This is a genomic window from Burkholderia sp. MSMB2157WGS, assembly GCF_001532755.1.
Lineage (GTDB): Bacteria > Pseudomonadota > Gammaproteobacteria > Burkholderiales > Burkholderiaceae > Burkholderia.
Window position 1 is genome coordinate 17568 of the sequence record NZ_LPJG01000002.1, and the last position, 22838, is coordinate 40405.

21 protein-coding genes are annotated in these 22838 nt (G+C 67.8%); 10 read left to right on the forward strand and 11 right to left on the reverse strand.

The window, feature by feature from the left end; all coding sequences use genetic code 11:
- Window positions 1–67: 67 nt before the first annotated feature.
- Window positions 68–727, forward strand: coding sequence for a hypothetical protein (locus WT53_RS00550; protein WP_034208726.1), 660 nt, complete (start codon window positions 68–70; stop codon window positions 725–727).
- A gap of 75 nt (window positions 728–802) precedes the next feature.
- On the opposite strand, the gene WT53_RS34005 is transcribed toward WT53_RS00550, so the two are convergent.
- From WT53_RS34005 to WT53_RS33750, 4 genes are all read right to left on the reverse strand, one after another.
- Window positions 803–928 carry a hypothetical protein gene (locus tag WT53_RS34005; RefSeq protein ID WP_256980637.1) on the reverse strand — a complete coding sequence of 42 codons (126 nt, stop codon included), beginning with the start codon at window positions 926–928 and terminating at the stop codon, window positions 803–805.
- Window positions 929–1078: 150 nt separating this feature from the next.
- Window positions 1079–2437 carry a sensor domain-containing diguanylate cyclase gene (locus WT53_RS00555; protein WP_034208725.1) on the reverse strand — a complete coding sequence of 453 codons (1359 nt, stop codon included), beginning with the start codon at window positions 2435–2437 and terminating at the stop codon, window positions 1079–1081.
- Window positions 2438–2546: 109 nt separating this feature from the next.
- Entirely contained in the window at window positions 2547–2795 is a 249-nt protein-coding gene (locus tag WT53_RS00560) for a DUF2795 domain-containing protein (protein ID WP_034208788.1), read from the reverse strand.
- Window positions 2796–2911: 116 nt separating this feature from the next.
- Window positions 2912–3082 (reverse strand): hypothetical protein, encoded by a 171-nt coding sequence (locus tag WT53_RS33750; RefSeq protein ID WP_006489933.1) that lies wholly within the window; start codon window positions 3080–3082, stop codon window positions 2912–2914.
- A 150-nt stretch (window positions 3083–3232) separates the two neighbouring features.
- Between WT53_RS33750 and speG the strand changes: the two genes are divergently transcribed.
- The 3 genes from speG (at window position 3233) to WT53_RS00575 (ending at window position 5370) form a co-directional block, all read left to right on the forward strand.
- Complete coding sequence (speG, locus tag WT53_RS00565) at window positions 3233–3790, forward strand: spermidine N1-acetyltransferase (RefSeq protein WP_034208787.1); 558 nt, start codon at window positions 3233–3235, stop codon at window positions 3788–3790.
- A gap of 488 nt (window positions 3791–4278) precedes the next feature.
- Window positions 4279–4626, forward strand: a complete 348-nt coding sequence (sap1, locus tag WT53_RS00570) for a surface attachment protein Sap1 (protein WP_034208724.1) — start codon at window positions 4279–4281, stop codon at window positions 4624–4626.
- A gap of 189 nt (window positions 4627–4815) precedes the next feature.
- Window positions 4816–5370, forward strand: coding sequence for a YaeQ family protein (locus tag WT53_RS00575; RefSeq protein ID WP_006498691.1), 555 nt, complete (start codon window positions 4816–4818; stop codon window positions 5368–5370).
- 21 nt (window positions 5371–5391) lie between these two features.
- Here the strand turns inward: WT53_RS00575 and WT53_RS00580 are convergent, their stop codons facing one another.
- Complete coding sequence (locus WT53_RS00580) at window positions 5392–5805, reverse strand: VOC family protein (protein WP_034208723.1); 414 nt, start codon at window positions 5803–5805, stop codon at window positions 5392–5394.
- A 430-nt stretch (window positions 5806–6235) separates the two neighbouring features.
- On the opposite strand from WT53_RS00580, the gene ada reads away from it, so the two are divergent.
- The 3 genes from ada (at window position 6236) to gshA (ending at window position 10364) form a co-directional block, all read left to right on the forward strand.
- Window positions 6236–7330: a bifunctional DNA-binding transcriptional regulator/O6-methylguanine-DNA methyltransferase Ada gene (gene ada, locus WT53_RS00585; RefSeq protein WP_034208722.1), complete on the forward strand. Its 1095-nt coding sequence runs from the start codon at window positions 6236–6238 to the stop codon at window positions 7328–7330.
- Window positions 7327–8286, forward strand: coding sequence for a DNA-3-methyladenine glycosylase (locus WT53_RS00590; RefSeq protein ID WP_034208721.1), 960 nt, complete (start codon window positions 7327–7329; stop codon window positions 8284–8286). The genes ada and WT53_RS00590 overlap by 4 nt, the downstream gene beginning before the upstream one ends.
- A gap of 464 nt (window positions 8287–8750) precedes the next feature.
- Window positions 8751–10364 carry a glutamate--cysteine ligase gene (gene gshA / locus WT53_RS00595; protein WP_060258169.1) on the forward strand — a complete coding sequence of 538 codons (1614 nt, stop codon included), beginning with the start codon at window positions 8751–8753 and terminating at the stop codon, window positions 10362–10364.
- Between the two features lie 69 nt (window positions 10365–10433).
- On the opposite strand, the gene WT53_RS00600 is transcribed toward gshA, so the two are convergent.
- Window positions 10434–10751: a DUF4148 domain-containing protein gene (locus WT53_RS00600; protein WP_034208719.1), complete on the reverse strand. Its 318-nt coding sequence runs from the start codon at window positions 10749–10751 to the stop codon at window positions 10434–10436.
- Between the two features lie 473 nt (window positions 10752–11224).
- Between WT53_RS00600 and WT53_RS00605 the strand changes: the two genes are divergently transcribed.
- Window positions 11225–12865 (forward strand): L-lactate permease, encoded by a 1641-nt coding sequence (locus WT53_RS00605; protein WP_034208718.1) that lies wholly within the window; start codon window positions 11225–11227, stop codon window positions 12863–12865.
- 99 nt (window positions 12866–12964) lie between these two features.
- Here the strand turns inward: WT53_RS00605 and WT53_RS00610 are convergent, their stop codons facing one another.
- Complete coding sequence (locus WT53_RS00610; protein ID WP_060258172.1) at window positions 12965–13891, reverse strand: LysR family transcriptional regulator; 927 nt, start codon at window positions 13889–13891, stop codon at window positions 12965–12967.
- A gap of 230 nt (window positions 13892–14121) precedes the next feature.
- On the opposite strand from WT53_RS00610, the gene WT53_RS00615 reads away from it, so the two are divergent.
- Window positions 14122–16293, forward strand: a complete 2172-nt coding sequence (locus WT53_RS00615; protein ID WP_060258176.1) for a phosphocholine-specific phospholipase C — start codon at window positions 14122–14124, stop codon at window positions 16291–16293.
- A gap of 213 nt (window positions 16294–16506) precedes the next feature.
- Complete coding sequence (locus WT53_RS00620; protein WP_034208715.1) at window positions 16507–17232, forward strand: phosphonate utilization associated transcriptional regulator; 726 nt, start codon at window positions 16507–16509, stop codon at window positions 17230–17232.
- 91 nt (window positions 17233–17323) lie between these two features.
- On the opposite strand, the gene WT53_RS00625 is transcribed toward WT53_RS00620, so the two are convergent.
- From WT53_RS00625 to WT53_RS00640, 4 genes are all read right to left on the reverse strand, one after another.
- A complete protein-coding gene (locus WT53_RS00625; protein WP_059824674.1) occupies window positions 17324–18712 on the reverse strand; it encodes an FAD-dependent oxidoreductase in 1389 nt (462 codons plus the stop codon).
- A gap of 103 nt (window positions 18713–18815) precedes the next feature.
- Complete coding sequence (locus WT53_RS00630) at window positions 18816–19946, reverse strand: 2-aminoethylphosphonate--pyruvate transaminase (RefSeq protein WP_034208713.1); 1131 nt, start codon at window positions 19944–19946, stop codon at window positions 18816–18818.
- Between the two features lie 47 nt (window positions 19947–19993).
- Entirely contained in the window at window positions 19994–21721 is a 1728-nt protein-coding gene (locus tag WT53_RS00635) for a putative 2-aminoethylphosphonate ABC transporter permease subunit (protein ID WP_034208712.1), read from the reverse strand.
- Window positions 21718–22809: a putative 2-aminoethylphosphonate ABC transporter ATP-binding protein gene (locus tag WT53_RS00640; protein ID WP_034208711.1), complete on the reverse strand. Its 1092-nt coding sequence runs from the start codon at window positions 22807–22809 to the stop codon at window positions 21718–21720. The genes WT53_RS00635 and WT53_RS00640 overlap by 4 nt, the downstream gene beginning before the upstream one ends.
- Window positions 22810–22838 lie beyond the last annotated feature (29 nt).

Sequence of the window (22838 nt, forward strand, 5' to 3'; positions counted from 1 at the left end):
ACAGAGGGCGCGCATGGGATTCAGATTCGGCACACGGAGCGAGTCATCCGGCAACTCGACGGTCGACATGGCGAAAAGCCAGCGATCGCGAGCCAATGACAATTTCACCACGGGGCTCGAACTGCGTCGGGCATTCGCGGTTTTCAAATGTTGCGCATCGTATGGCGCATACGTCGATCTCAACGATGTCGATACCGGGTGGAACTATCTGCGCGAAGAAGACCGGGTATCCGCCGAACTGGAAGCCGCATGGGCAGAACTGGACGGCATCCTGCTGACCTATTCCAATGCCGGGACGCTCGCCAAACCGGACAAGGCGCGCGCCCAAAGCCTGATGGATGCCATCGACGCGCAATTCGACGCCGTAGAGGGCGACGTCGACGGTATGGTGGATGCCGTTGTCGCAATGAACGTGGCGCGGCTCAAATACCCTTCGAAGAGCTGGATCGTCGACGGCATACTCGCCGCCATATTGGGCGTGCTGGTCGGCGCGGTCGCGGGTACCGTGGCCGGCGAGTTGGCCGACCATGCGCCGGCAGTCGAAAACGTCGTGTTCGGTGTCGTGATCGTCGGGTCGGTGCTCGTGGCGCGTTATCGCCACCAAAGGAAAATCGTCGCGGCCGACGCGAAAATCGCGCAGGCGCAAGCCGAACTCGACCGTTTGATCATCCGCAATCTCTCGCCTTCCGCATATCCGCCGCCGATGACGGCCGCGGGCATCGCCTGAGTTTGGATGCCGGATACGGCGACGCCGGCTTGATCGCGTGCAGTCCGGATCGAGGCGTCCGGACCTGCATCTATCTCAATCCCAATGACGATGATGATGGTAATACCCGCCATCCCCGTAATACCCGCCACCATCAGGCACCACGATACAGCCGCTCAACAACACGGCGACGCCGGCAATCAGCAAAAGGGTCTTCTTCATCGCGTTCACCTGCTCGGGTTCGATATGGAACCCAGCATAGCGAGCGCCGGCAACACCGGCTGTAAGCGTTGGTATCCCCGTCACGCAATCCGTAACGGCGGATTATTCCGGTCACAATGACCGTAACAATTGGCCAAACAGCAGACGTCTTCAGGCGACGACGACCCGGTTTCGCCCCATATCCTTCGCCCGGTACAGCGCGGCATCGGCGGCTTCGATCAACGCGTCGGGCGTCGACAGATCCTCGGCCGCTACGGTCGCGCAGCCGATGCTGACGCTCACGCGCCCGGCCGGCGAATCGGGCATCGCGAGGTCGAGCCGCAGCACGGCTTCGCGCGCTTCGTCGGCCACGACCCGCGCACCGCGCGCGCCGGTGTTCGGCAGCACGATCGCGAATTCCTCTCCGCCGTAGCGCGCGACGATATCGGCCGGCCGCCGCACGGCGCCAGCCAGTGCATTCGCGACGGCGATCAGGCACGCATCGCCCTTCACGTGGCCGAACGCGTCGTTGTACGCCTTGAAGTGATCGACGTCGACCATCAGCAGCGACAGCGGTTCGCCTTGCCGTCGCGCCTGCAGGAACAGCATGTGGAAACGATCGTTGAAGTGGCTGCGGTTGAACGCGCCCGTGAGCCCGTCGCGCGCGGAAGAGCGGATCAGCGTCGCATGCGCTTCGAACAACTGCTGATACAGCATCGTCACTTCCCACGCGAGCACGCACACGAGCACGCCGGGCGTGAACATGCTGAACACGCGTGCGACATACCAGCCGACCGTGAAGCGGTTCGTCGTCAGCAGGTTCAGCGTCGTGTCGGTCAGGCACGCGAGCACCGCGATCGCGAGCCACAGGTCGAGCGTCGTGCGCAGCCGGCCGGTGACGAGCACGGCCACGAGCGCGAGCACGTTGAGGATCCATACGACGAGCGCGATGCCGTTGACGGGCAGCACGGCTGCGTCGCGAGGCGGATGGAACGCGGGCGGCAGCGACACGTTCAGCGCGAGCGCGCACAGGAGTGCCGCCGCGACGGCCGGGCCGCCGACGAGCGCGATCGTCCAGCGGCGCGTCGCTTTCTCGCCGACCGGGGCGCGCGTCAGTCGCTCGCGTGCGAACAGCGCGGCCATCACGAAGCACGGAAAGCCGGCATGCCAGAAGATCCACATCCATGCCGCGCTTTGCGGGTGCGCGCCGAGCAGGCCGTGCGGCGCGAACACGCCGGGAAAGGTGAGCAGTTGCAGCGCGACGGCAAGTGCGGTGAACGCATAGGCGCCGCCGAGCGCGCCGAGCACGGGCTGGCGCGTCACGGTGAACTGCGCGCCGAGGAAGAACGCCGCGATGCTGGCGGTCGTGAACACGGTGAGCGCACACATCGGCATGAACGGCTCGACGGCCGGCAGCGCGACGTTCGCGTGCGGCGCGGCGATCCCGAGCGCAAGCAGGATGACGAGCGCCGTCAGCGCGCCGAACCACAGCTGACGTTGCGTCGTGTGCTGGATCAGGATGCCTTCCATGGAGTCCCCCGGACACGCGTGCTCGAACGCCCGATCTTGCGCCGAGCGGCATGCATCCGGTCGCGGCGCGACCGGCGCGGTCCGATCCTATCTCGTTATTGGGATCCGCTCAAATGCCGAGCCCCGGGCCGAAGTTGCCGGCGACACAGCGCGTGACGGCGTCGACGTCCGCGTAATCCTGTTCGGGCAGGCCGTCGAGCATCGACAGCACGTCGTTGCTGGCGCCGGCCTCGCGTGCGGCGTCGACGATCGCATCCTTGTTCGCCGGATAGCAGACAGTCGCCAGCACATCGGCGATCTGCAGGTCGATCGTTTCGTTCGGGATATCGTGTGGAGGAAGGGCGGGCTTGTCGTTCACGTCGGTGTCTCGCGGGTTGGGCGGGAATCGGATCGAAGCGCAAGAATCGTGCACCGCATGCTGCCCGGCCCAGGATGGCCCGGCCGGCGCGTGCTGCGGTTCGACGAGGATCGGCGTCAATGCCCGCGTCGCACGCGGCGCCACGGGTGCTTCCAGTCGATGTGCGGGGCGTTCTCGTCGCGCGGATGCTGGCGGCGATGCTCCTGCCAGAGTTCGTCGGAAAACAGCGCAGCCACGATGACCAGCGGGAGCACGAGGAAAATGCCGAGTATGACTTGCTCGATCACGATAGCCTCCTTGCGGTGGCGGGAACCCTTGCTCCCATTCTAGGCTCTGAACTGCGCCCGCGTTCAATTTCTTACAGTGCGAGACGGGCCGGGCGCGGCCGTGCCGCGCCGGCGTTCCGCACGTGCGCCGGCATCGAACAGGACATGAACATGCAACTCCAGAACGACACCCACACGCTCGCGCTACGACCGCTGGAGCGCCAGGACCTGCGCTTCGTCCACGAGCTGAACAACGACGCGAAGATCATGCGCTACTGGTTCGAGGAGCCGTACGAAACCTTCTCGGAACTGTCGCAACTGTACGACCGCCACGTGCACGACCAGCGCGAGCGCCGGTTCGTCGCGGTCGATGGGCAAGACGAACTGGTCGGCCTCGTCGAGCTGATCGAGCTCGACTACATCCACCGTCGCGGCGAGTTCCAGATCATCATCGCGCCGCAATGCCAGGGGCGCGGCTACGCGGGCCAGGCGACGCGTCTCGCGGTCGAGTACGCGTTCAAGGTGCTGAACATGCGCAAGCTTTACCTGATCGTGGATACGTCGAACGCGGCGGCGATCCATGTGTACGAGAAATGCGGATTCCAGCACGAGGCCGAATTGAAGGAAGAATTTTTCGGGAATGGCGCATATCACAACGCTTATCGGATGTGCATCTTCCAGCACGACTATTTCGCGCGTCAGCCAATCGGGCTGAATAAAGCAGGGTAAACACCACATGGGTAAAAGGCGCTTGCGACGGGCTTCGCAGGCGCCGAACGGATGTGGGGAACTCCGGATAAATACGGATTCGCTTATATCTGGCATTTTTCTTGTTTCAGGTAAATGCGATTCCGCGCTGCGGTAAAGTCGAATCGTTTCGGACGACTTTATGTGCAACGCATCAAAATGATCCGGATAGCGAAATGGATTATCCAAACCGTTCAATCGCCGCGCTGTAACTTTGCCGAAAGCCTTGCCGGGTAACGCTTTCCGCCCGGCGGCATGGGCCGGGGCCGCGTTCGCCAGCCCGTGCCGCTCGCGTACGTCGCGCCATAAGCGGGCTGCGCACGGGGTGCGACAATCCGCCGCTATTGCGGTCGCACAACAAATGTGCTTGCTATCGTTTGCCGGTCTTCTAAAGTGAAAAACGCGGGTTCACGATCACCTTTAAACACATAGCTAACCCAGCCTGGTGCCCGCAAGCCTGGAGACAGAACATGATCAAGCGTACCGGTGTCCTTTTTGCCCTTGTCGGCGCATTTTGCGCTGTGTCGATTGCCCAGGCCGGCGGCGATTCGGCCGTCAAGCCGAAGCAGGAAATCCAGCTGACGAAGAACGCATGGGGCTGCCTGTCGAAAGACAATCTGGACTCCGTACTGAGTCACGAACGCGACGGCAAGTCGCAGGCGAAGCAGCAGTACTTCGACGACTTCCGCTGCCTGTCGGTGCCGGAAGGCCAGCGCTTCCGCGTGGTATCGGTCGACCAGGGCGACGTGCAGTTCGTCAGCGCCGACAACAGCGACCAGCAAGGCCTCTGGACCGATTCGCGCTTCGTCAAGCAGTAACCGTCCACTCACCGCGCCGTCGCAGGACGCGCGAGCGCGCCGGCCCGACGGGCCGGCGGCGCGAATCGAACACGGCCCGGCCCATGCCGGGCCGTTGTGCTGTGGATCGCGCATGCCGCACGCCGGACGGCACGCATTCGGTATCATCACGGCCCGACCGAACCGAATGCCCGCCCGGGCCGCATCCGCATGGCGCTGAAATCCACGATCTACAAAGCCGAACTGCAAATCGCCGACATGGATCGGCATTACTACGCCGATCACGCGCTGACGGTGGCGCGCCATCCGTCGGAAACCGACGACCGGATGATGGTGCGCATCGTCGCGTTCGCGCTGTTCGCGCACGAGCGGCTCGAATTCTGCAAGGGGCTGTCGGACGTCGACGAGCCCGATCTGTGGCAGAAGGACCTGACGGGCGCGATCGACGTATGGATCGAGGCCGGCCAGCCGGACGAACGGCGCATCTCGAAGGCGGCCGGCCGTGCCGGGCAGGTCACGGTGATCGCCTACGGCGGCAAGACATCGGATATCTGGTGGCAGGGCGTGCGCAGCAAGGTCGAACGGCTGCGCAACGTGCAGGTGCTGTCGCTCGCCGACGGCGTCGCGGCCGCGCTCGGGCGGCTCGCGGAGCGCACGATGCGCCTTCAGTGCACGGTGCAGGACGGCGCCGCGTGGATCTCGAGCGCCGATCACGATCCGGTCGCGGTCGAGTGGACGGTGCTGAAGGCGCGCGCCGACGCGTGACGGCCCGCGCGCCGGTCGCGTTCAGCCGAGCGCGGCCGGCGGCCCCTTGAATTCGACCATGTTTCCTTCGGGATCGAACAGGTAGATCGACGGCCCGTAGCCGCCGGCGCCGTAGCGTTGCGCCGGCGCCTCCGGCCGCGCGCCATGCGCGGCGAAATGGGCGATCAGTGCGTCGGGGTCGAACGGCTCGACCCGCAGGCACAGGTGGTCGAGGTTGCGCCCGGTGCCGGGCGGGCCGCTGTCGGGGCGGTCGATCGGGCCGCCGACCGCCAGCAGGTCGATCAGCGCATCGCCGGCGCGCAACTGCACGAGGCCCAGGTCGGGCTGCTCCTTCTCCACATGGCAACCGACGGCGTCGCAGTAAAAGCGTGTCATTGCCGCCATGTCGGTCACGCGCAGCACGATGTGATCGATTCCGCGGATGGTGGGCTTCATGGGCGGGAACTCCTTCGCAGTCGACGAGCATCGAGTGTAGACGCATCGCGCCTGCGCTGCCGGCCGGACCGCGGCACAATCGACGGACGAAAAAAAGCCCGTTCACGCAGAGCGGAACGGGCTTAATCCATATCAGGAGGAGACATGGAGGAGACAGTTCCAACTATACACACGGCGATGGTGCGACGCAATATTCCGATTGCAAAAAAACGTCAGGACGACGATTTGTCGCATCCGCACTGCAGCAAAATGATGACGCGACGATGACGAAAGCCACGCGGGAGCGGCCGTCGCGTGCGTTTCGTCGGATTTATTTTTAACGATACGGCCCCGATTCATCGGCACGAATCACAGAGCAAGATTCAGGGCGCGACGGCATGTGCCGATGTCTAGAGTAGGCACCGTCTACACTAGAGAGTGCGAGGTTCAGATGAAAACCGCCTATCCGACCGACGAGGCCCGCTGGGCCGCCGTGACCGAACGCGATCCGCATGCGGATGGCGCGTTCTTCTATGCCGTCAGCACGACCGGCGTGTTCTGCCGCCCGACCTGCGCGTCGCGCCAGCCGCGCCGCGAGAACGTGTCCTTTTTCGCCGATCCGGCGGCCGCGCGCGCGGCCGGCTTCCGGCCCTGCAAGCGTTGCCAGCCGGAAGGGCTGCCGCGCGAGCTGGAAATCGTCAATCGCGCGTGCGCGGTGCTCGACGCGCACGCCGAGCGGCTCACGCTGCAGCAGTTGAGCGACGCGGTGCACGTGAGCCCGTTCCACCTGCAGCGGCTCTTCAAGCGGGTGGTCGGCGTGTCGCCGCGGCAGTACCAGGCCGCGCAGCGCGGCGCCGCGCTGCGGCAGGCGCTGCAAAGCGGGCAGCCGGTCACGCAGGCGGCCGTCGACGCGGGTTTCAACTCGCCGTCGCGGCTCTATGCGTCGGTGCCGCGCGAGTTGGGGATGGCGCCGTCGTCCTTCCGCCGCCAGGGTGCGGGCCTGCGGATCGACTACGCGACCGCGTCGACGTCGCTCGGCACGGTGCTCGTCGCCGCCACCGAACAGGGCATTTGCCGGATCGCGTTCGGCGACGACGCGGCGTCGCTCGTCGGCGAGCTGAAGGACGCGTTCGCGCGGGCCGAACTGATCGAATCGCCGGCCCGGCTCGCGCCGTTCGTCACGCAGATCCGCGCGTACCTCGACGGCACGCGGCACGCATTCGACCTGCCGCTCGACATCGCGCCGACCGCGTTCCAGCAGCGCGTGTGGGAAGCGCTGACGCATATCCCGTACGGCGAGACGCGCAGCTATTCGGAGATCGCCGAGGCGCTCGGCTCGCCGCGCGCGGTGCGGGCGGTCGCGTCCGCGTGCGCGTCGAATCCGGTCGCGCTCGCGATTCCGTGCCACCGCGTCGTGCAAAAGGGCGGTGCGCTCGCCGGCTATCGCTGGGGCGTGCGCCGCAAGGCGACGCTGCTCGCGGCCGAGGCGCGTCATATCCACGACAACGACGAAGCCGAAGCCGAGACGGAGGGTAGTGCGGTTTGAGCATCGAGACGACGACGATCAAGTCCCTCGCGAACGGCGGCCCAGTGCCGCCGTCCGCGCAGATGGAGCTGCGCTACAAGGCGCCGTACGACTGGGTGCGCGTGCTGCGCTTCTTCAGCGGGCGCGCGATTCCGGGCGTCGAGCAGGTCGCCGACGGCGTGTATCGCCGCATCGTCGACCTGCACGGCATTGCCGGCCGGCTCACCGTCGCGAAACATCCGCGCAAGCATTGCCTGATCGCGACCGTCGAAGGGGCGCTCGCGCGTCACGTCGACGATGCATTCGCCGCACGCGTCGCGACGATGTTCGATCTCGGCGCCGATCCGGCCGCGATCGGCGGCGGGCTCGCGCGCGATCCGTGGTTCGCGCCGCTCGTCGAGGCCGCGCCGGGGCTGCGCGTGCCGGGCGCGTGGTCGGGATTCGAGCTGGCCGTGCGTGCGATCGTCGGCCAGCAGGTGAGCGTGAAGGCCGCGACGACGATCGTCGGCCGGCTCGTCGAACGGGCCGGCGAACGCGTGATTCATGAAGATGACGGCGCGCCCGCGTGGCGTTTCCCGACACCCGACGCGCTGGCCGCGTGCGATCTCGACAAGATCGGGATGCCCGGCAAGCGCGTGGCGGCGCTGACCGGCGTGGCGCGCGCGGTGGCGGCCGGCGACGTGCCGGTCGACCGCGCGCATGCCGATCTCGCGACGCTGCGCAGCGCATGGCTCGATCTGCCCGGCATCGGCCCGTGGACCGTCGAATACATCGCGATGCGCGCGTGGCGCGACCCGGACGCGTGGCCGGCATCCGATCTCGTGCTGATGCAGTCGATCGCCGCGCGCGACCCGGCGCTCGACCGGCTCACCAGCCAGAAGCGCCGCACCGAAGGCTGGCGGCCGTGGCGCGCGTATGCGGCGCTGCATCTGTGGAACGAAGTGGCCGACCGGGCGGGCGGCGCGCGCGGCGGGTAAGCGCGGCGGCCCGCCACCGGCGCGACCGCAACGCGGCCGGGCTGCAACCCGTTGCGCACACGACGCCGGCATGCGGCAAGCGCCGGCGTGACGCGGCGCGTCATGGCGAGTTCGCGCGTCCGGCGTCGGCCGGGCGTCGCGCGTGCGATGCGTGCACACGCGTCGTTTCGCGATCCATGCGGCGGCGAGGTTGCACCTGTCGCCATCCGTTCGTCGTTCGCGTTCCGTCCGACGAATGGCGCCGGCCGGCGTGCCGATCGGCGTCGTTCGGAACCGGCGATACCGGCCGGGACGACCGCGCCCGGCCCGTCCGACGGCCCGCTCAGGCCCGCGCGCCGTGCCCGCGGCCACCTCAAGCGCGGGTTCCGGCGAGATGTTAAAGTGCCCGCTACCAACGAAGCGACCAACAATCCAGCCGGCCGCGCGCGGCGTTCTGCGCGCGGCCGTCACGCACTTGCGTCTCCATGTCGAACACCATGACTTACCGCCAGTCCGAACTGCTGCTGAATCGCCTCGACGCGCTGAGCTCGGGCCCGACGCGGCAGCATCTGCCCGACGGCCTGCGCGGCATCGAAAAGGAAAGCCTGCGCGTGACGCGCGACGGGATGATCGCGTTCACGCCGCATCCGCGCGCGCTCGGTTCGGCGCTCACGCATCCGGCGCTGACGACCGACTATTCCGAAGCGCTGATCGAACTGATCACGCCCGCGGAGCGCGACGCCGCGCTCACGCTCGAACGCCTCGACGATCTGCATCGCTACGTCTATGCGTCGCTCGGCGACGAGATGCTGTGGAGCGACTCGATGCCCGGCCTGCTGCCGGCCGACGACCAGATCCCGATCGCCGACTACGGCACGTCGAACATCGGCCGTTTGAAGACGGTGTACCGGCGCGGCCTCGCGTATCGCTACGGCCGCACGATGCAGTGCATCGCCGGCATCCACTACAACTACTCGCTGCACGAGGAAGTGTGGCGGCGCCTGCATGCGGAAGAAGGATCGACGGCGACGCTCGTCGATTACCAGTCGGAACGCTATCTCGCGCTGATCCGCAACTTCCGCCGCCGCAGCTGGCTGTTGATGTACCTGTTCGGCGCGTCGCCCGTGCTCGACACGAAGTTCCTGCGCGGCAAGCCGCACGCGCTCGAGACGTTCGACGCCGATACGCTGTACCGGCCGTATGCGACCAGCCTGCGGATGAGCGATCTCGGCTACTCGAACACGACGGCCCAGGCCGCGCTGCACGTCGACTACAACACGCTGCCCGGCTATCTCGACGCGCTGTCGAAGGCCGTCAGCGAGCCGTATCCGGCGTACGAGGCGATCGGCACGCATCGCGACGGCGAGTGGATCCAGATCAACACGAACGTGCTGCAGATCGAGAACGAGTTCTACTCGACGATCCGGCCGAAGCGCGTCACGTATTCTGGCGAGCGGCCGCTGCACGCGCTCGCGTCGCGCGGCGTGCAATACATCGAAGTGCGCTGTCTCGACATCGATCCGTTCGAACCGACCGGCATCGCACTGGAGACCGCGCGCTTCCTCGACGCGTTCCTGCTCGCCTGCGCGCTCGACGAAAGCGCGCCGCTCGACTGCGACGCGTACAAGGAAGCGAACGCGAACTTCGGCAGCGTGACGCTGGATGGCCGCAAGCCGGGGCTCGCGCTGATGCGCGACGGCCAGCCGGTCGCGCTGCAGGCGTGGGCGGACGCGCTGATGGCCGATATCGACATCGTCGGCCGCCGTCTCGACGACATTCGCGGCGGCGACGAGCATGCGCGCGCGATTGCCGCGCAACGCGAGAAGCTCGCCGATCCGGAGCGCACGCCGTCCGCGCGCGTGCTGCGCACGATGCGCGAGAACGGTCAGTCGTTCCTCGCGTTCGCGCTCGCCCGGAGCGAAGCGCATGCCGCGCATTTCCGCGCGCATCCGCCGTCGGCCGAGACGCTGCGCACCGAGCAGGCGCTCGCCGCGAAGTCGCTGGCCGAGCAGGCCGAGCTCGAAGCGAAGGAGGCCGGATCGTTCGACGCGTTCGTCGCCGCCTATCGCGCCTATACGCTGAACCGCTTCAGCGTGTGACGATCGCGCATGCGGCCGGCGCACGGTGCGCCGCGCCGCGATGCGATTGCAATTCCGTTCCGTCGACGATCAGTGATGGGCGTACGTGCCGCGATCGGCCGCACGCGGCAGCGCCGGCCCGGCCGATTCCGCATGGGTCTGGCCATCGCCGCCGTAACCGGCAGCGTCGCCCTCGCCGCGCGCCTGCGCCGCACGTTGCATGACCGCCTGCATGTTCCGCGGAAAGTCGGGGCTGCTGGCGAGGCTCGTCCGGTAGCCGGCGGCCTGCAGTTCCACGAGCTCCTGGCGGACCTGCGCGCGCGTGAGCGTCGACGCGGCTTGCGCGTGAGCGGCGAACGCCGCGCCGATCAGCACGAACGCGCATGCCGCGTGTTTCTTCATCATCATCGTGTTTGCTCCGTGGGGTTCCGGTGCCGCGCCATCGCCGGCGCGGCCGGAAACGATGCAGCCAGTCTAGGCTTCGGATGCCAAACGAAACATCCTCGCGGCTGGCAGTCACCTTTTCCGGTCGCGCAACATTGCGCGGCCACCGGCGAGCCGGCTGCGACGGGTTTTCTGTCGAACGCGACAGCGGCACGCCATCAGCCTGCCATCGTGCGGCGGCGGGTCCGCACGGGCTCGCCCGCATCGGGCTTCTCCCCCTTGTACAAGCGCGTCGCGCCTCCTAACCTCTTTTAAGCGACCGATCGGTTGGCCGCGCAACGTCGTTGCGTACGCAAGCGCCCGATCGCGGTCGCGACTGCAGGACATCGACTTGTACCGAGCTCGGCGCATCGACATGCGAACCCGGGCCGGCCGCACAAGGCATGGGATCCGGGTACGCGCTGAAGCGCCCACTCGGGTCGATATCTGGAGACACGATGAATCCCACCGACGCCCTACCGCCCGGCATCGTCTTCGCGCAACCGTTGACGCCGGTCGCCCATTCGCTGCTCCTGTCGTTCCTCGTCGCGACGATCCCGATCGCGGTCGCGCTGATCGCGCTCGGCGTGCTGCGCCGCCCCGCGTGGCAGGCGTCGCTCGCGGGGCTCGTCGCGGGCCTCGCGGTCGCGATCGGCGCGTGGGGGATGCCGGCCGGGCTCGCGTTCAACGCGGTCGGCGCCGGCATGGCGCTCGCGGTCGTGCCGGTGATGTGGATCGTCTTCAACGCGCTGCTGCTGTACAACATCGCGGTGAAGTCCGGCCGCTTCGACCAGTTCCGGCAGTGGATGCTCGACAACCTGCCCGACGATCGCCGCCTCGTGCTGCTCGTCGTCGCGTTCTCGTTCGGCTGTCTGCTCGAAGGAATCTCCGGGTTTGGCACGCCGGTCGCGATCACCAGCGCGCTGCTGATCGCGCTCGGCTTTCCCGCGCTCGAAGCGCTCACCTATACGCTGCTGTTCAACACGGCACCGGTCGCGTTCGGCGCGCTCGGCGTGCCGATCACCGTGCTCGGCGCGGTCACGTCGCTGCCGCCCGCGACGCTCGCGCAGATGGTCGGCCGCCAGTTGCCGTTCTTCGCGCTGCTGCTGCCGTTCTACGTGGTCGGCGCATACGGCGGCTTGCGCTCGATCGCGAAGCTGTGGCCCGCGCTGCTCGTGTCCGGCGGCAGCTTCGCGATCGCGCAGTTCGTCACGTCGAACTTCCTCGGCTACCAGCTCACCGACGTGCTGTCGTCGCTCTCGTCGCTGATCGTGACGATCGGCTTCCTGCAGCTGTGGAAGCCGCAGCCCGATCCGCAATACGCGCTCGCGCGCAGCGTGCCGGCGGCAGCCGGCGCCGCGCGCGCCGGCTTCGGCGGCTGGCTGCCGTGGCTCGTCGTGTCGGTGGTCGTGATCGTCTGGGTGCACGCGAACATCGCGGCGATCGGCGACGTGAAGATCAAGTGGCCCGGCCTGCACAACGCCGTGTACGTGTCGCTGTACCACAAGCCGTATGCGGCGATCTGGGATTTCCAGCCGCTCGGCACGGGCACGGCGATCCTCGTGTCGGCGATCGTCACGGCCGCGCTGACGCGCACCGGCCCCGGCGCGTTTGTCGAATGCGTGGTGAAGACGTGGCGGCAGACGTGGATCGCGATCGTCACGGTGATGATGATCGTCGGGCTCGCGTACCTGCTGAACTACTCGGGCATCAGCTACACGCTCGGCACCGGCGTCGCGTCGACGGGTGCGCTGTTCCCGCTGGTGTCGGCGTCGCTCGGCTGGATCGCCGTGTTCCTGTCCGGCAGCGACACGTCGGGCAACGCGTTGTTCGGCAACCTGCAGGTCGTCGCCGCCCGGCAGCTCGGCCTCGATCCGGTGCTGATGGCCGCGACCAACTCGTCGGGCGGCGTGATGGGCAAGATGATCTCGCCGCAGAACATCGCGACGGGCGTGTCGACGACGGACCTGAAAGGGCGGGAGGGTGTCGTGTTCGCGCGAACCTTCTGGCACAGCGTGATCCTCACGCTGCTGCTCGGCGTGCTGGTGTTCCTGCAGCAGCACGTGCTGACCTGGATGATTCCGGCGCTGCCGAAGTGACGCGCGGCGCCACGACAGAAGGAAGGCACGAGGAAAGCAACGAGGGAAGGCGCGGGAAAAGCGCCACGTAGTGTGCGGAGGCGGCGAACGCGCGGCGGCTCAGCGCGCGTTCGCCCGCCGCATCGTTCGTCCGGTTTCGGCCGCATCGACCGCGCCTGCGGTTTCGCCGTCGTCCGGCAGGATGCACGCGAGGAACGCGTCGATCGCGGGGCTCTGGCGGCGCGCTTTCAGGTAGTACACGTATTCGTCGATCGTCGTATCGACACCGCGCAGCGCGATCACGCGCAGGTCGGGATGGCGCTCGGCCTCGCCGCGCGGAAACAGGCTGCCGCCCACCCCATGCAGGATCGCCTCGCGAATCGCTTCGCGGCTGCCGATCTCGGCGACCGAGGCGGCCGCGACGCCGGCCGTTGCGAGGATCGTCTCCGTGCAGCGGCGCGTGACCGAGCCTTCCTCGCGGATCAGCAGTCGCACGTCGGCGAGCTGCGCCGGGTCGATCGCATCGAACCGCGCGAGCGGATGACGGCGGTGCACGACGAGCACCAGCGGATCGGTCGAGATGACCTTGCGTTCGAGGCCGTCGGCGTCGTTGCGCTGCGACGAGACCGCGAGATCGATGCGGAACTCCTGCAGCGCCTGCAGGATTTCCTCGGAGTTGCCGATCCGGCACGTCAGCGCGATCGACGGATGCGCGCTCGAGAAGCGGCCGACCGCGTCCATGATGTAGTACGGGCCCGTCGCGCCGATCCGCAGGTGGCCTTCGAACAGGCCGCCGACGTTGCGCAGCATGATGTCGGCCTGCGCCTCGAGCGCGATCATCTTCTCGACGAGCGGCAGCAGCTCGATGCCCGTCTCGGTCACTTCGAGCTTGCGGCCGCTGCGGTAGAACAGCTCGACGCCGTACAGCTGCTCGACCTGCCGGATCTGCGCGGCAATCGTCGGCTGGCTCACGCCGAGGTGGCGCGCGGCGCGCGTGATGCTGCCCTGCCGGACGGTCGCATGGAACGCCTTCAGCTGATCGAACACGTGTCGGCTTCTCCCCCCTCTTCATCGCGCGTCAGCGTAGCGTACGCATGTGTCGGCCGCATGAAAGGCGCGTCGTGCGCGGCTTCGAAAAAAAGCTGGGGATGAGCGCAAGAAACCTGCAGGAACCGGTCACGGCCGGGACATGCCGGTGCGGGGTAATAACGGCGACGCAGAAACGCCGGCCCCGCTCGCCCGGCGACCCCACTCCCTCCGACCACAAGGCTCTCTTCATGTCCTCGAACAATCGACGCGATTTCCTGCGCCTCGCCGCGCAGTCGGCCGGCGCGATGGCCGCCTATGCGGGCTTCCCGCCCGCGATCCGCAATGCGCTGGCGATGCCGGCCGCCTATCGCACCGGCACGATCCGCGACGTGGAGCACGTCGTGATCTTCATGCAGGAAAACCGTTCGTTCGACCATTACTTCGGCGGGCTGCGCGGCGTGCGCGGCTTCGACGACCCGCGTCCGCATCTGCTGCCGAACGGCGCGCCGGTGTGGCAGCAGCCGCCGGCGTCGGTGTTCACGAAGAACTACCATTCGCGCGGGCTCGATCCGTCGGCGCCGTACGTGCTGCCGTTCTATCTCGATCCGAAGCAGACGACCGAATTCCAGCCGGGCACCAACCACGGCTGGAGCAGCGGGCACCTGTCCTGGAACAACGGCCAGTGGGATCAGTGGGTGAACCAGAAGCAGGACGTGCTGACGATGGGCTACCTGAAGCGCCAGGATCTCACGTACCACTACGCGCTGGCCGACGCGTTCACGATCTGCGATTCGTACTTCTGTTCCGCGCACGCGGACACCGCGCCGAACCGCATCTACCTGTGGACCGGCACGGTCGACTCGCGCAACGTCTACGGCAGCGCGCCGAACGGCCCGGGCATCGGCGAGCGCAACGACGTGAACGGCTACACGTGGACGACCTACGCCGAACGCCTGGAGGACGCGAAGATCAGCTGGAAGGTGTACCAGGGCGGCACCGGCATCCCGGGCGACCCGACCGACAACTACACCGACAACTCGCTGATGTTCTTCAAGCGTTTCCAGGTGAAGGAAGGCGCGAGCGGCCCGCTGGTCGACAAGGGCGCGTCGAACCACACGCTCGCGGAACTGAAGGCCGACGTGCAGGCCAACCGCTTGCCGCAGGTGTCGTGGATCGTGTCGCCGTACAAGTACAGCGAGCACCCGCAGGCGTCGCCGACCGACGGCGCGTTCTACATCAACATGGTGCTCGAGGCGCTGACGTCGAACCCCGAGGTATGGGCGAAGACGGTGTTCATCCTCAACTACGACGAGAACGACGGGCTGTTCGACCACGTCGTGCCGCCGGTGCCGCCGGTCACGAGCGGCGTGGGCGGCCAGGGCATCGTGTCGTCGAACCTGCTGTCGAACCTCGGCGACGAGCTGCTCGACCTGAACAAGTACCCGGGCGAGATGAGCCCGCTCGTGCCGGGCGCCGATCCGGGCGGCATCCAGCCGATCGGCCTCGGGCCGCGCGTGCCGCTGATCATCATCTCGCCGTGGACGAAGGGCGGCTGGGTCTGCTCGGAGACGTTCGACCATACGTCGGTGCTGCGTTTCCTCGAAGCGCGTTTCGGCGTGAAGGAGCCGAACATCAGCGCGTGGCGCCGGTCGATCTGCGGCGATCTCACGTCGGCGTTCGACTTTTCCGCGCGCCCCGACACGCGCACGGTGAGCTTCACGGTGCCGCAGCACATCGCGACGGCCGGCCAGGCGTACCAGGTGCCCGCGCAGCAGTCGATGCCGGCGCAGGAACCCGGCACGCGTCCGGCGCGTGCGCTGCCGTACGAGCTGTTCGTGCACAGCCGCGTGGGCGCGCACGACGATACCGTGTCGCTCGACTTCGCGAACACCGGCGACGCCGGTGCCGCGTTCTACGTGTACGACCGCCGCAACCCGGCGACGCCGCCGCGCCGCTACGCGGTGTCCGCGCACGACCGCTTCGTCGATACGTGGAGCACGTCGGCCGCGCGCGGCGAGTACCATCTGGCCGCCTACGGCCCGAACGGCTATCTGTGCGAGTTCCAGGGCAACACGCGGCTCGCCGCGGACGGCCGCCACGCGAACCCCGAAGCGAAGATCGGCTACGACGTGCGCAACCGTCACGTGTACCTGCAACTGCGCAACAGCGGGCGCGCGACGTGCCGCGTGACGGTCGACAACGCGTACAGCCAAGCGCAGGCGCGCACCTACACGCTGGAGCCGGGCGAGCGCGTCGAAGAGCACTTCGAGCTGTCGTCGAGCCACGGCTGGTACGATCTGACGATCACCGCGACCACGCTGCGCGGCGGCGACGACAAGGTCGTGCGCCGCTTCGCGGGCCACGTCGAGACGGGCCGGCCGAGCCACAGCGATCCGGGCCCGGTGAAGCGCACGGCCTGACGGCTGCGCCGGCGTCGCGCGAAGCGGGGGCGGTTCCCCGCATCGCGCGAGCGCCGCGTGCCGGTTGCATGCCGGCCGGGGGCAGCCCGTGTGCGGGCACGCGGGGTTGGGTTTTGGAAACTGAAAACTGTTGACAATATGCCGGGGTGAGGGTATACAAGGATCATTCGCCGATATGGCGCCGTCGTTTCACCCCAGCCCGCTGCCCCGACCATGACTGCCCCGAACGCGCTCAGCGCCATCGAACTCCTGCAAAGCCAGTCGCTCGCGATGATCGTCCAGGACATGCTCGAGCGCGCGATCGTCTCCGGCGAATACGCACCGGGCGAGAAGCTCAACGAAGTCGAGATCGCGACCAAGCTGAACGTGTCGCGCGGCCCGGTGCGCGAAGCGTTCCGCGCGCTCGAGCAGGCCGGCCTGCTGCGCAACGAGAAGAACCGCGGCGTGACCGTGCGCGTCGTGCCGCTGCGCGAGGCCGAGGAGATCTACGAAGTGCGCGCGATGCTCGACGAATCGGTCGCGCGCGCGCTCGCGAAGCGTATCTCGCCCGACACGCTGAAGGTGCTGAAGGGCATCATCCAGTCGATGAAGGACGCCGCGAAGGCGCACGACGTCACGCGCTACACCGAGTTGAACGTGCAGTTCCACGACGCGATGGTCGTCGGCGTCGGCAATACGCATCTCACCGATACCTACCGGCGGCTCGTGCGCCAGCTCGGCTTGCTGCGTCAGGCGGCGATCGAGGCCGAGGAGGATGCGATCGCCGTGTCGGCGGCCGAGCACGACAAGATCGTGCAGGCGCTCGCGGCCGGCGACGAGGAAAAGGCCGTCGCGCTCGTGCGCGAGCACGTCGCGCACGGCCTCGCGCGGATGCGCCGCACGCACGAGCAGGGGTTGCCCGCGGCGGGCAAGGCGGCGCGGGAGAAGGCCGGCGCATAAGCGTCGGCGATGTTCGCGCGGGCTGCCGCGTATCGGCAAAGGGACGCGTCGCCGCGTCCCTTTTTCGTTGCGCGTTCGGGCCGACGCATCGTCACGCCTTGTCGGCCTTCCCCGCCGCGCTCGCCAATTTCGCGAGCCACGTATCGACGACCGACGGCTGCCGGTTCTCGTCTTCCGCGCGTTCCTTGCGGCGAATCGCGTTGCGCACGACGTGCGCGCCGACGTAGCGGATCGGCTCCGGCGGAAAATGGCCGAGCGGGCCGCGCACGAGCGGGCTGCGCGTCCACGCGTTGTCGAGGCCGAGCACGAGCGACGACAGGATCTGCCCGCCCATGTAGGTCGGCCCGACGCCGTTGCCCGAATAACCGAACCCGTAGAACACGTTCGGCGCGCCGTCGAGGCGGCCGAAGAACGGGAAGCCCGTGACCGAACGATCCGACGGCCCGTTCCAGCTTGCCGTGATCGGCACGTCCGCGAGCGACGGGAAGAACGCGCGCAGGCTCCGTGTGAGCTGCGCCTCGTACGGCGAGCGGCGGTCGAACACCGGCGCGATGCGGCTGCGCCACGAGAACGTGTTGCCGCCCTTGCCGAGCATCAGGCGCCCGTCGGCCGTCGTTCGGTAGTAGTAGACGAAGATCCGCGAATCGAGCACCGACACGCCGTCCACGAGCCCGGTCCGCTCGAGTAGCTCGGGGCATTTCTCCGTGATCACCATGTCGCTCGACACGACCGCGATCGTGCGTTCGAACTGCGGGAAACGGCTCGCCATCCACGCATTGATCGCGAACACGAGCTTGCCCGCCGTGACGCTGCCCGACGGCGTGCGCACGACGGCCGGCTGGCCGGGCGTGAAGTCGAGCATCGGCGTGCGTTCGTAGATGCGGATGCCCATCGCGCGCGCGACGCGGCGCAGCCCGCGTACGAGCTTGCCGGGATGCACGGTCGCGGCGATCGGCGAGTAGACGCCGTCGAGATTGCGCGCGGAGCCCGAGCGGCGCGCGACTTCGGCGGGCGGCAGGGGCTCGTAGCTGTGGATGCCGCACGCGGCGAGTGCGTCGAGCACCGGCGCGAGCGTACCGACCTGCGCGTGGGACGTCGCGGTGTACAACGTGCCGTCGAGCCGCAATTCGGCATCGACGTCGTGCGCGCGGCAGAAATCGGCGATGTGCTGCACCGCCGCTTCCGACGCCTTCACGAGCCGGATCGCCTCGGCTTCGCCGAACAGACGCCGCAGCGTCAGGAATTTCGCGGACCAGGTGAGCAGGCAGCCGCCGTTGCGCCCGCTCGCGCCGGCGCCGCACAGGTCGGCTTCGAGGATCGCGATGTCGAGCGCGGGGTGCTGCTGCTTCGCCTGGATCGCGGTCCAGAGGCCCGTGTAGCCGCCGCCGACGATGCACACGTCGGCCTGCGTCGCGCCTTGCAGCGCGGGGGCGAGATCGCCGTCGTTGAACAGCGCTTGTTCGATCCAGAAGGGGCGCATCGGAAGGTTCGTCGATAAGGTAAGGGGCCGCGCGACGCACGGCCGGGAAAAACGGGCGGCCGCATGCGCGTGCGCACGCGGCCGGGTGCATCGCGTCACCTCGTCATGCCGCCGCTTCGGCCGATACGCGGCGCACGCCCATCGCTTTCAGCGTGTCGGCAATGGCCGCGACGGCGCCCGGAATCCCGGCTTCGCCGAAATGGCCGATGCAGCCGACGCGGAACGTCTCCACTTCGGTCAGCTTGCCCGGATACAGAATGTAGCCGCGCTTTTTGACCTCCTGATAAAACCGCTTGAAATCGTAGTTCGGGTCGTCCGGCGCATGGAACGTGACGATGATCGGCGCCTGGATCGCCGGATCGAGGAACGGCCGGAAGCCGAGCGCGCGCATCCCGTCGATCAGCGCGCGAGTGTTGCGCTGGTAGCGGCCGCCGCGCGCGGCGAGTCCGCCTTCGTCGACGTATTGCGCGACGGCCGCGTCGAGCGCGGCGACCACGTGCGTCGGCGGCGTGAAGCGCCACTGCGTCGTGCGCTGCATGTAGACCCACTGGTCGTACAGGTCCATCGCGAGCGAGTGGCTGTTGCCTTCGCAGCGTTCGAGCGCGCTGCGCTTCGCGATCACGAAGCCGAGCCCCGGCACGCCTTCGAGACACTTGCCGGACGCGGCGATCACCGCGTCGAACGGCGTCGTGCGCGCGTCGATGTCGATCGCGCCGAACGAGCTCATCGCATCGACGATCAGCGCGCGCCCGTGCTTTGCGACGGCCTGCGCGACGTCGTGCAGCGGGTTCAGCACGCCGGCGCCCGTTTCGCAGTGCACGAGCGCGACGTGCGTGATGGTCGGATCGGCGGCGAGCGCGCGCTCGACGTCGGCCGGATCGACGCGGCGATCCTCGCGGTAGTCGATCGTCGTCAGCCGGCGACCGAGCACGCGGCAGATCTTCGCGATGCGCTGGCAGTACGCGCCGTTGTTCGGCACGAGCACGTGGCCGTCGCGTGGCACGAGCGTGCCGATCGCCGCCTCGACCGAGAACGTGCCGCTGCCTTGTAGCGGCACGCATTCGTGCGTGCCATCGCCGTGCACGATCTGCAGCAGCCGTTCGCGCAGCCGCGCGGTGATCGCGTTGAAATCGCCGTCCCACGAGCCCCAGTCGCGCAGCATCGCGTCGCGCGTGCGGTCGGAGGTCGTCAGGGGGCCGGGGGTGAGCAGGATGGGCTGGGCGGCGAGCGTCATGGTGTCTCCTTGATGAAGTCGGGACGTCACGGGAATGCGGCGGGAATTCAACGGCGATGCGGATGGCGCCACGCCTGCGTACGGCGCAGCAGGCGATGCGAGATGCACGCGAACAGCACGCATGCGAACGACGAAGTCGCGAGCACGAGCGTGGCCATCGCGGCGGCCGGGCCCATCTGGCCCGCGTCGTCGAGGTTCAGGATCGCGACCGAGGCGGGTTGCGTGTCCGGCGAGTACAGGAACGCGACGGCCGACACCGTCGTCATCCCGTTGACGAACAGGTAGCGCGCGATCAGCAGGATCGCGGGCAGGCACACGGGCACCGTCACGCGCAGGAAGGTCTTGTAGAACGGCACCTTCAGCGATGCGGATACGGCCTCGAACTCGCCGTCGATCTGCCTGAGCGCGGTGACGGCCGTGAGGTGGCTCGACGCGTAGTAGTGGACGACCGTGACGATCGCGAGCAGCCACAGCGATCCGTACAGCCCGTTCAGCGGATTGCCGGGCGCGTTGAACAGGAAGATGTAGCTGATGCCGAGCACGAGCCCCGGCACGCCCATCGGCAAGATCGCGCACAGGCTGATGAAGCCGCGCAGCCAGCGCGCGCCGCGGGTCTTCTCGATCAGGTACGCGGCGCCGAACACGACGATCGTGCCGCCGAGGGCCACCGTCGCGGCCATCCGCAAGCTGTTCTTGTACGCGTCGAAGATGCCGGCCGCGATCAATCCCATCCGGTAGTGCTGCAGCCCGAGACTCATCTGGTACGGCCAGAACTTCACGAATGACGCGAACACCGAGATGCCGACCACCGCGACGAAGAATGCGCACACGAGCGCGCAGTACGCGAGCATCGCGGCGTCGAAACCGCGCGACGGCTTCGGCTGGTACGGCGTCGAGCGCGCGCCGAGCTGCGACTGCTGGCGACGGCGGACGAAGAGGTCGACGCCGAACGCGACGAGCGCCGGGCACAGCAGCATCAGGCTCACCACCGCGCTGCGGTTGAAGTCCTGCAACCCGATGATCAGCTTGTAGATGTCGGTCGACAGCACGTTGTACGAGCCGCCGATCACGACCGGCACGCCGAAGTCGTTGATGCACATCGTGAACGCGACCATCGTCGCGCTGATCAGCCCGTACTTCGCGCCGGGCAGCGTGATCGTGAAGAACTTGCGCATGCGACCCGTGCCCATCGCGTCGGCGGCCTCGTAGAGCCGGCCGTCCGCGAGCGACAGCGCGGTGACGAGGATCATCAGCACGTGCGGGAACGACGCGTACACCATGCTCAGCACGATGCCCGGCAGCCCGTAGATCGAATGGCCGTGCAGCAGCGGCTTGAGCAGCCCCGCGTTGCCGAACCAGTAGATGAACGACACGGCCGACAGCAGCGTCGGCGCGAGCAGCGGCAGCAGCGCGATCGTGCGCGCGGCGTTCTTCAGCGGCATGCACGAGCGCGTCAGCGCATACGCGAACGTGAACGCCATCGGCACGACGATCGCCGTGACGAGCGCGCCGACCGTCAGCGAATGCAGCATCGAGCGCAGCACGCCGCTGTCCTCGAGATACTCGACGAAGTTGTGCGCGCCGACGAAACGGCCGTCGGCGTCGACGAAGCATTTCTGCACGACGAGCGCGAGCGGCAGCAGCAGGAACAGCGACATCAGCGCGGCCATCGCGAAGAGCGCGAGCTGGGCGATGCGGTCGTGCCAGTGCGTGATCTGTCGCACGTCGGCGGGGGCGGACGCGCCGCGGCGGCGCTCGGTCAGGACGGTGCTCATTGCAGTCGCTCCTTCGCGCACGGGAACACGCGGACATGCTCGCGATCGAGCGCGAGGTCGATGCGCGCGCCGGCCTGCACGCCGGTGCGGTCGACGTCGCGATACGACAGGTCGGCGACGATCTCCTGGCCGTCGAGCCCGTCGATCCGGAAGCTCACGCGGCAGAACGCGCCGAGGAATTCGAGCTTCTCGACGCGACCGGCCAGCACGTTGTCGGGCGTCTCGCCCGGCACGCGGATGCGCAGGTCCTCGGGCCGCACGTAGACCGACACCGCCGCGCCCTGCGCGGGGCGGGCCGCACCGTGGCGGCAATCGAGGCCGACCGCGCCCGCGCGCAGCGTGCCGTCGTGCGCGACTTCGGCGGGAATCGTGTTGACGCGGCCGATGAAATCCGCGACGAACGGCGATGCCGGCTGCCGGTAGATTTCGAGCGGGGTGCCGATCTGTTCGATCACGCCGTGGTTCATCACGACGATGCGATCGGCCATCGACAGCGCTTCTTCCTGGTCGTGCGTGACCATGATCGTCGTCACGCCGAGCCGCTGCTGCAGCGCGCGAATTTCCTGGCGCAGCCGCACGCGCACGCGCGCGTCGAGCGCCGACAGAGGCTCGTCGAGCAGCAGCAGGCCGGGCGACGTGGCGAGCGCACGCGCCAGCGCGATGCGCTGCTGCTGACCGCCGGACAATTGTCCGGGGTGCTTGCGATGGCTGTCGGGCAAGCCGACCAGCGCGAGCAGCGTGTGCACGCGCTCGTGGATCGCGTCGCGCTTCATCTTGCGGTTCACGAGCCCGTACGCGACGTTGTCGTACACGGTGAGGTTCGGGAACAGCGCATACGACTGGAACACGATCCCGTAGTCGCGCAGTTGCGGCGGCAGCCGCGAGATGTCGCGGCCGTCCTGCATGATGTGGCCGGCGTTCTGCGTCTCGAGCCCCGCGATGATCCGCAGCAGCGTGGTCTTCCCGCAGCCGGACGGCCCGAGGAAGCAGATCATCTCGCCCTTCATCACGTTCAGGTCGATGTCGGTGAGGACCTGCGTGTCGTTGTACCGCTTCTCGATGCGTTCTACGCTCAGATAAGGTGCCATGCGCGCCTCCATGGAGGGGCGGCCCGGGG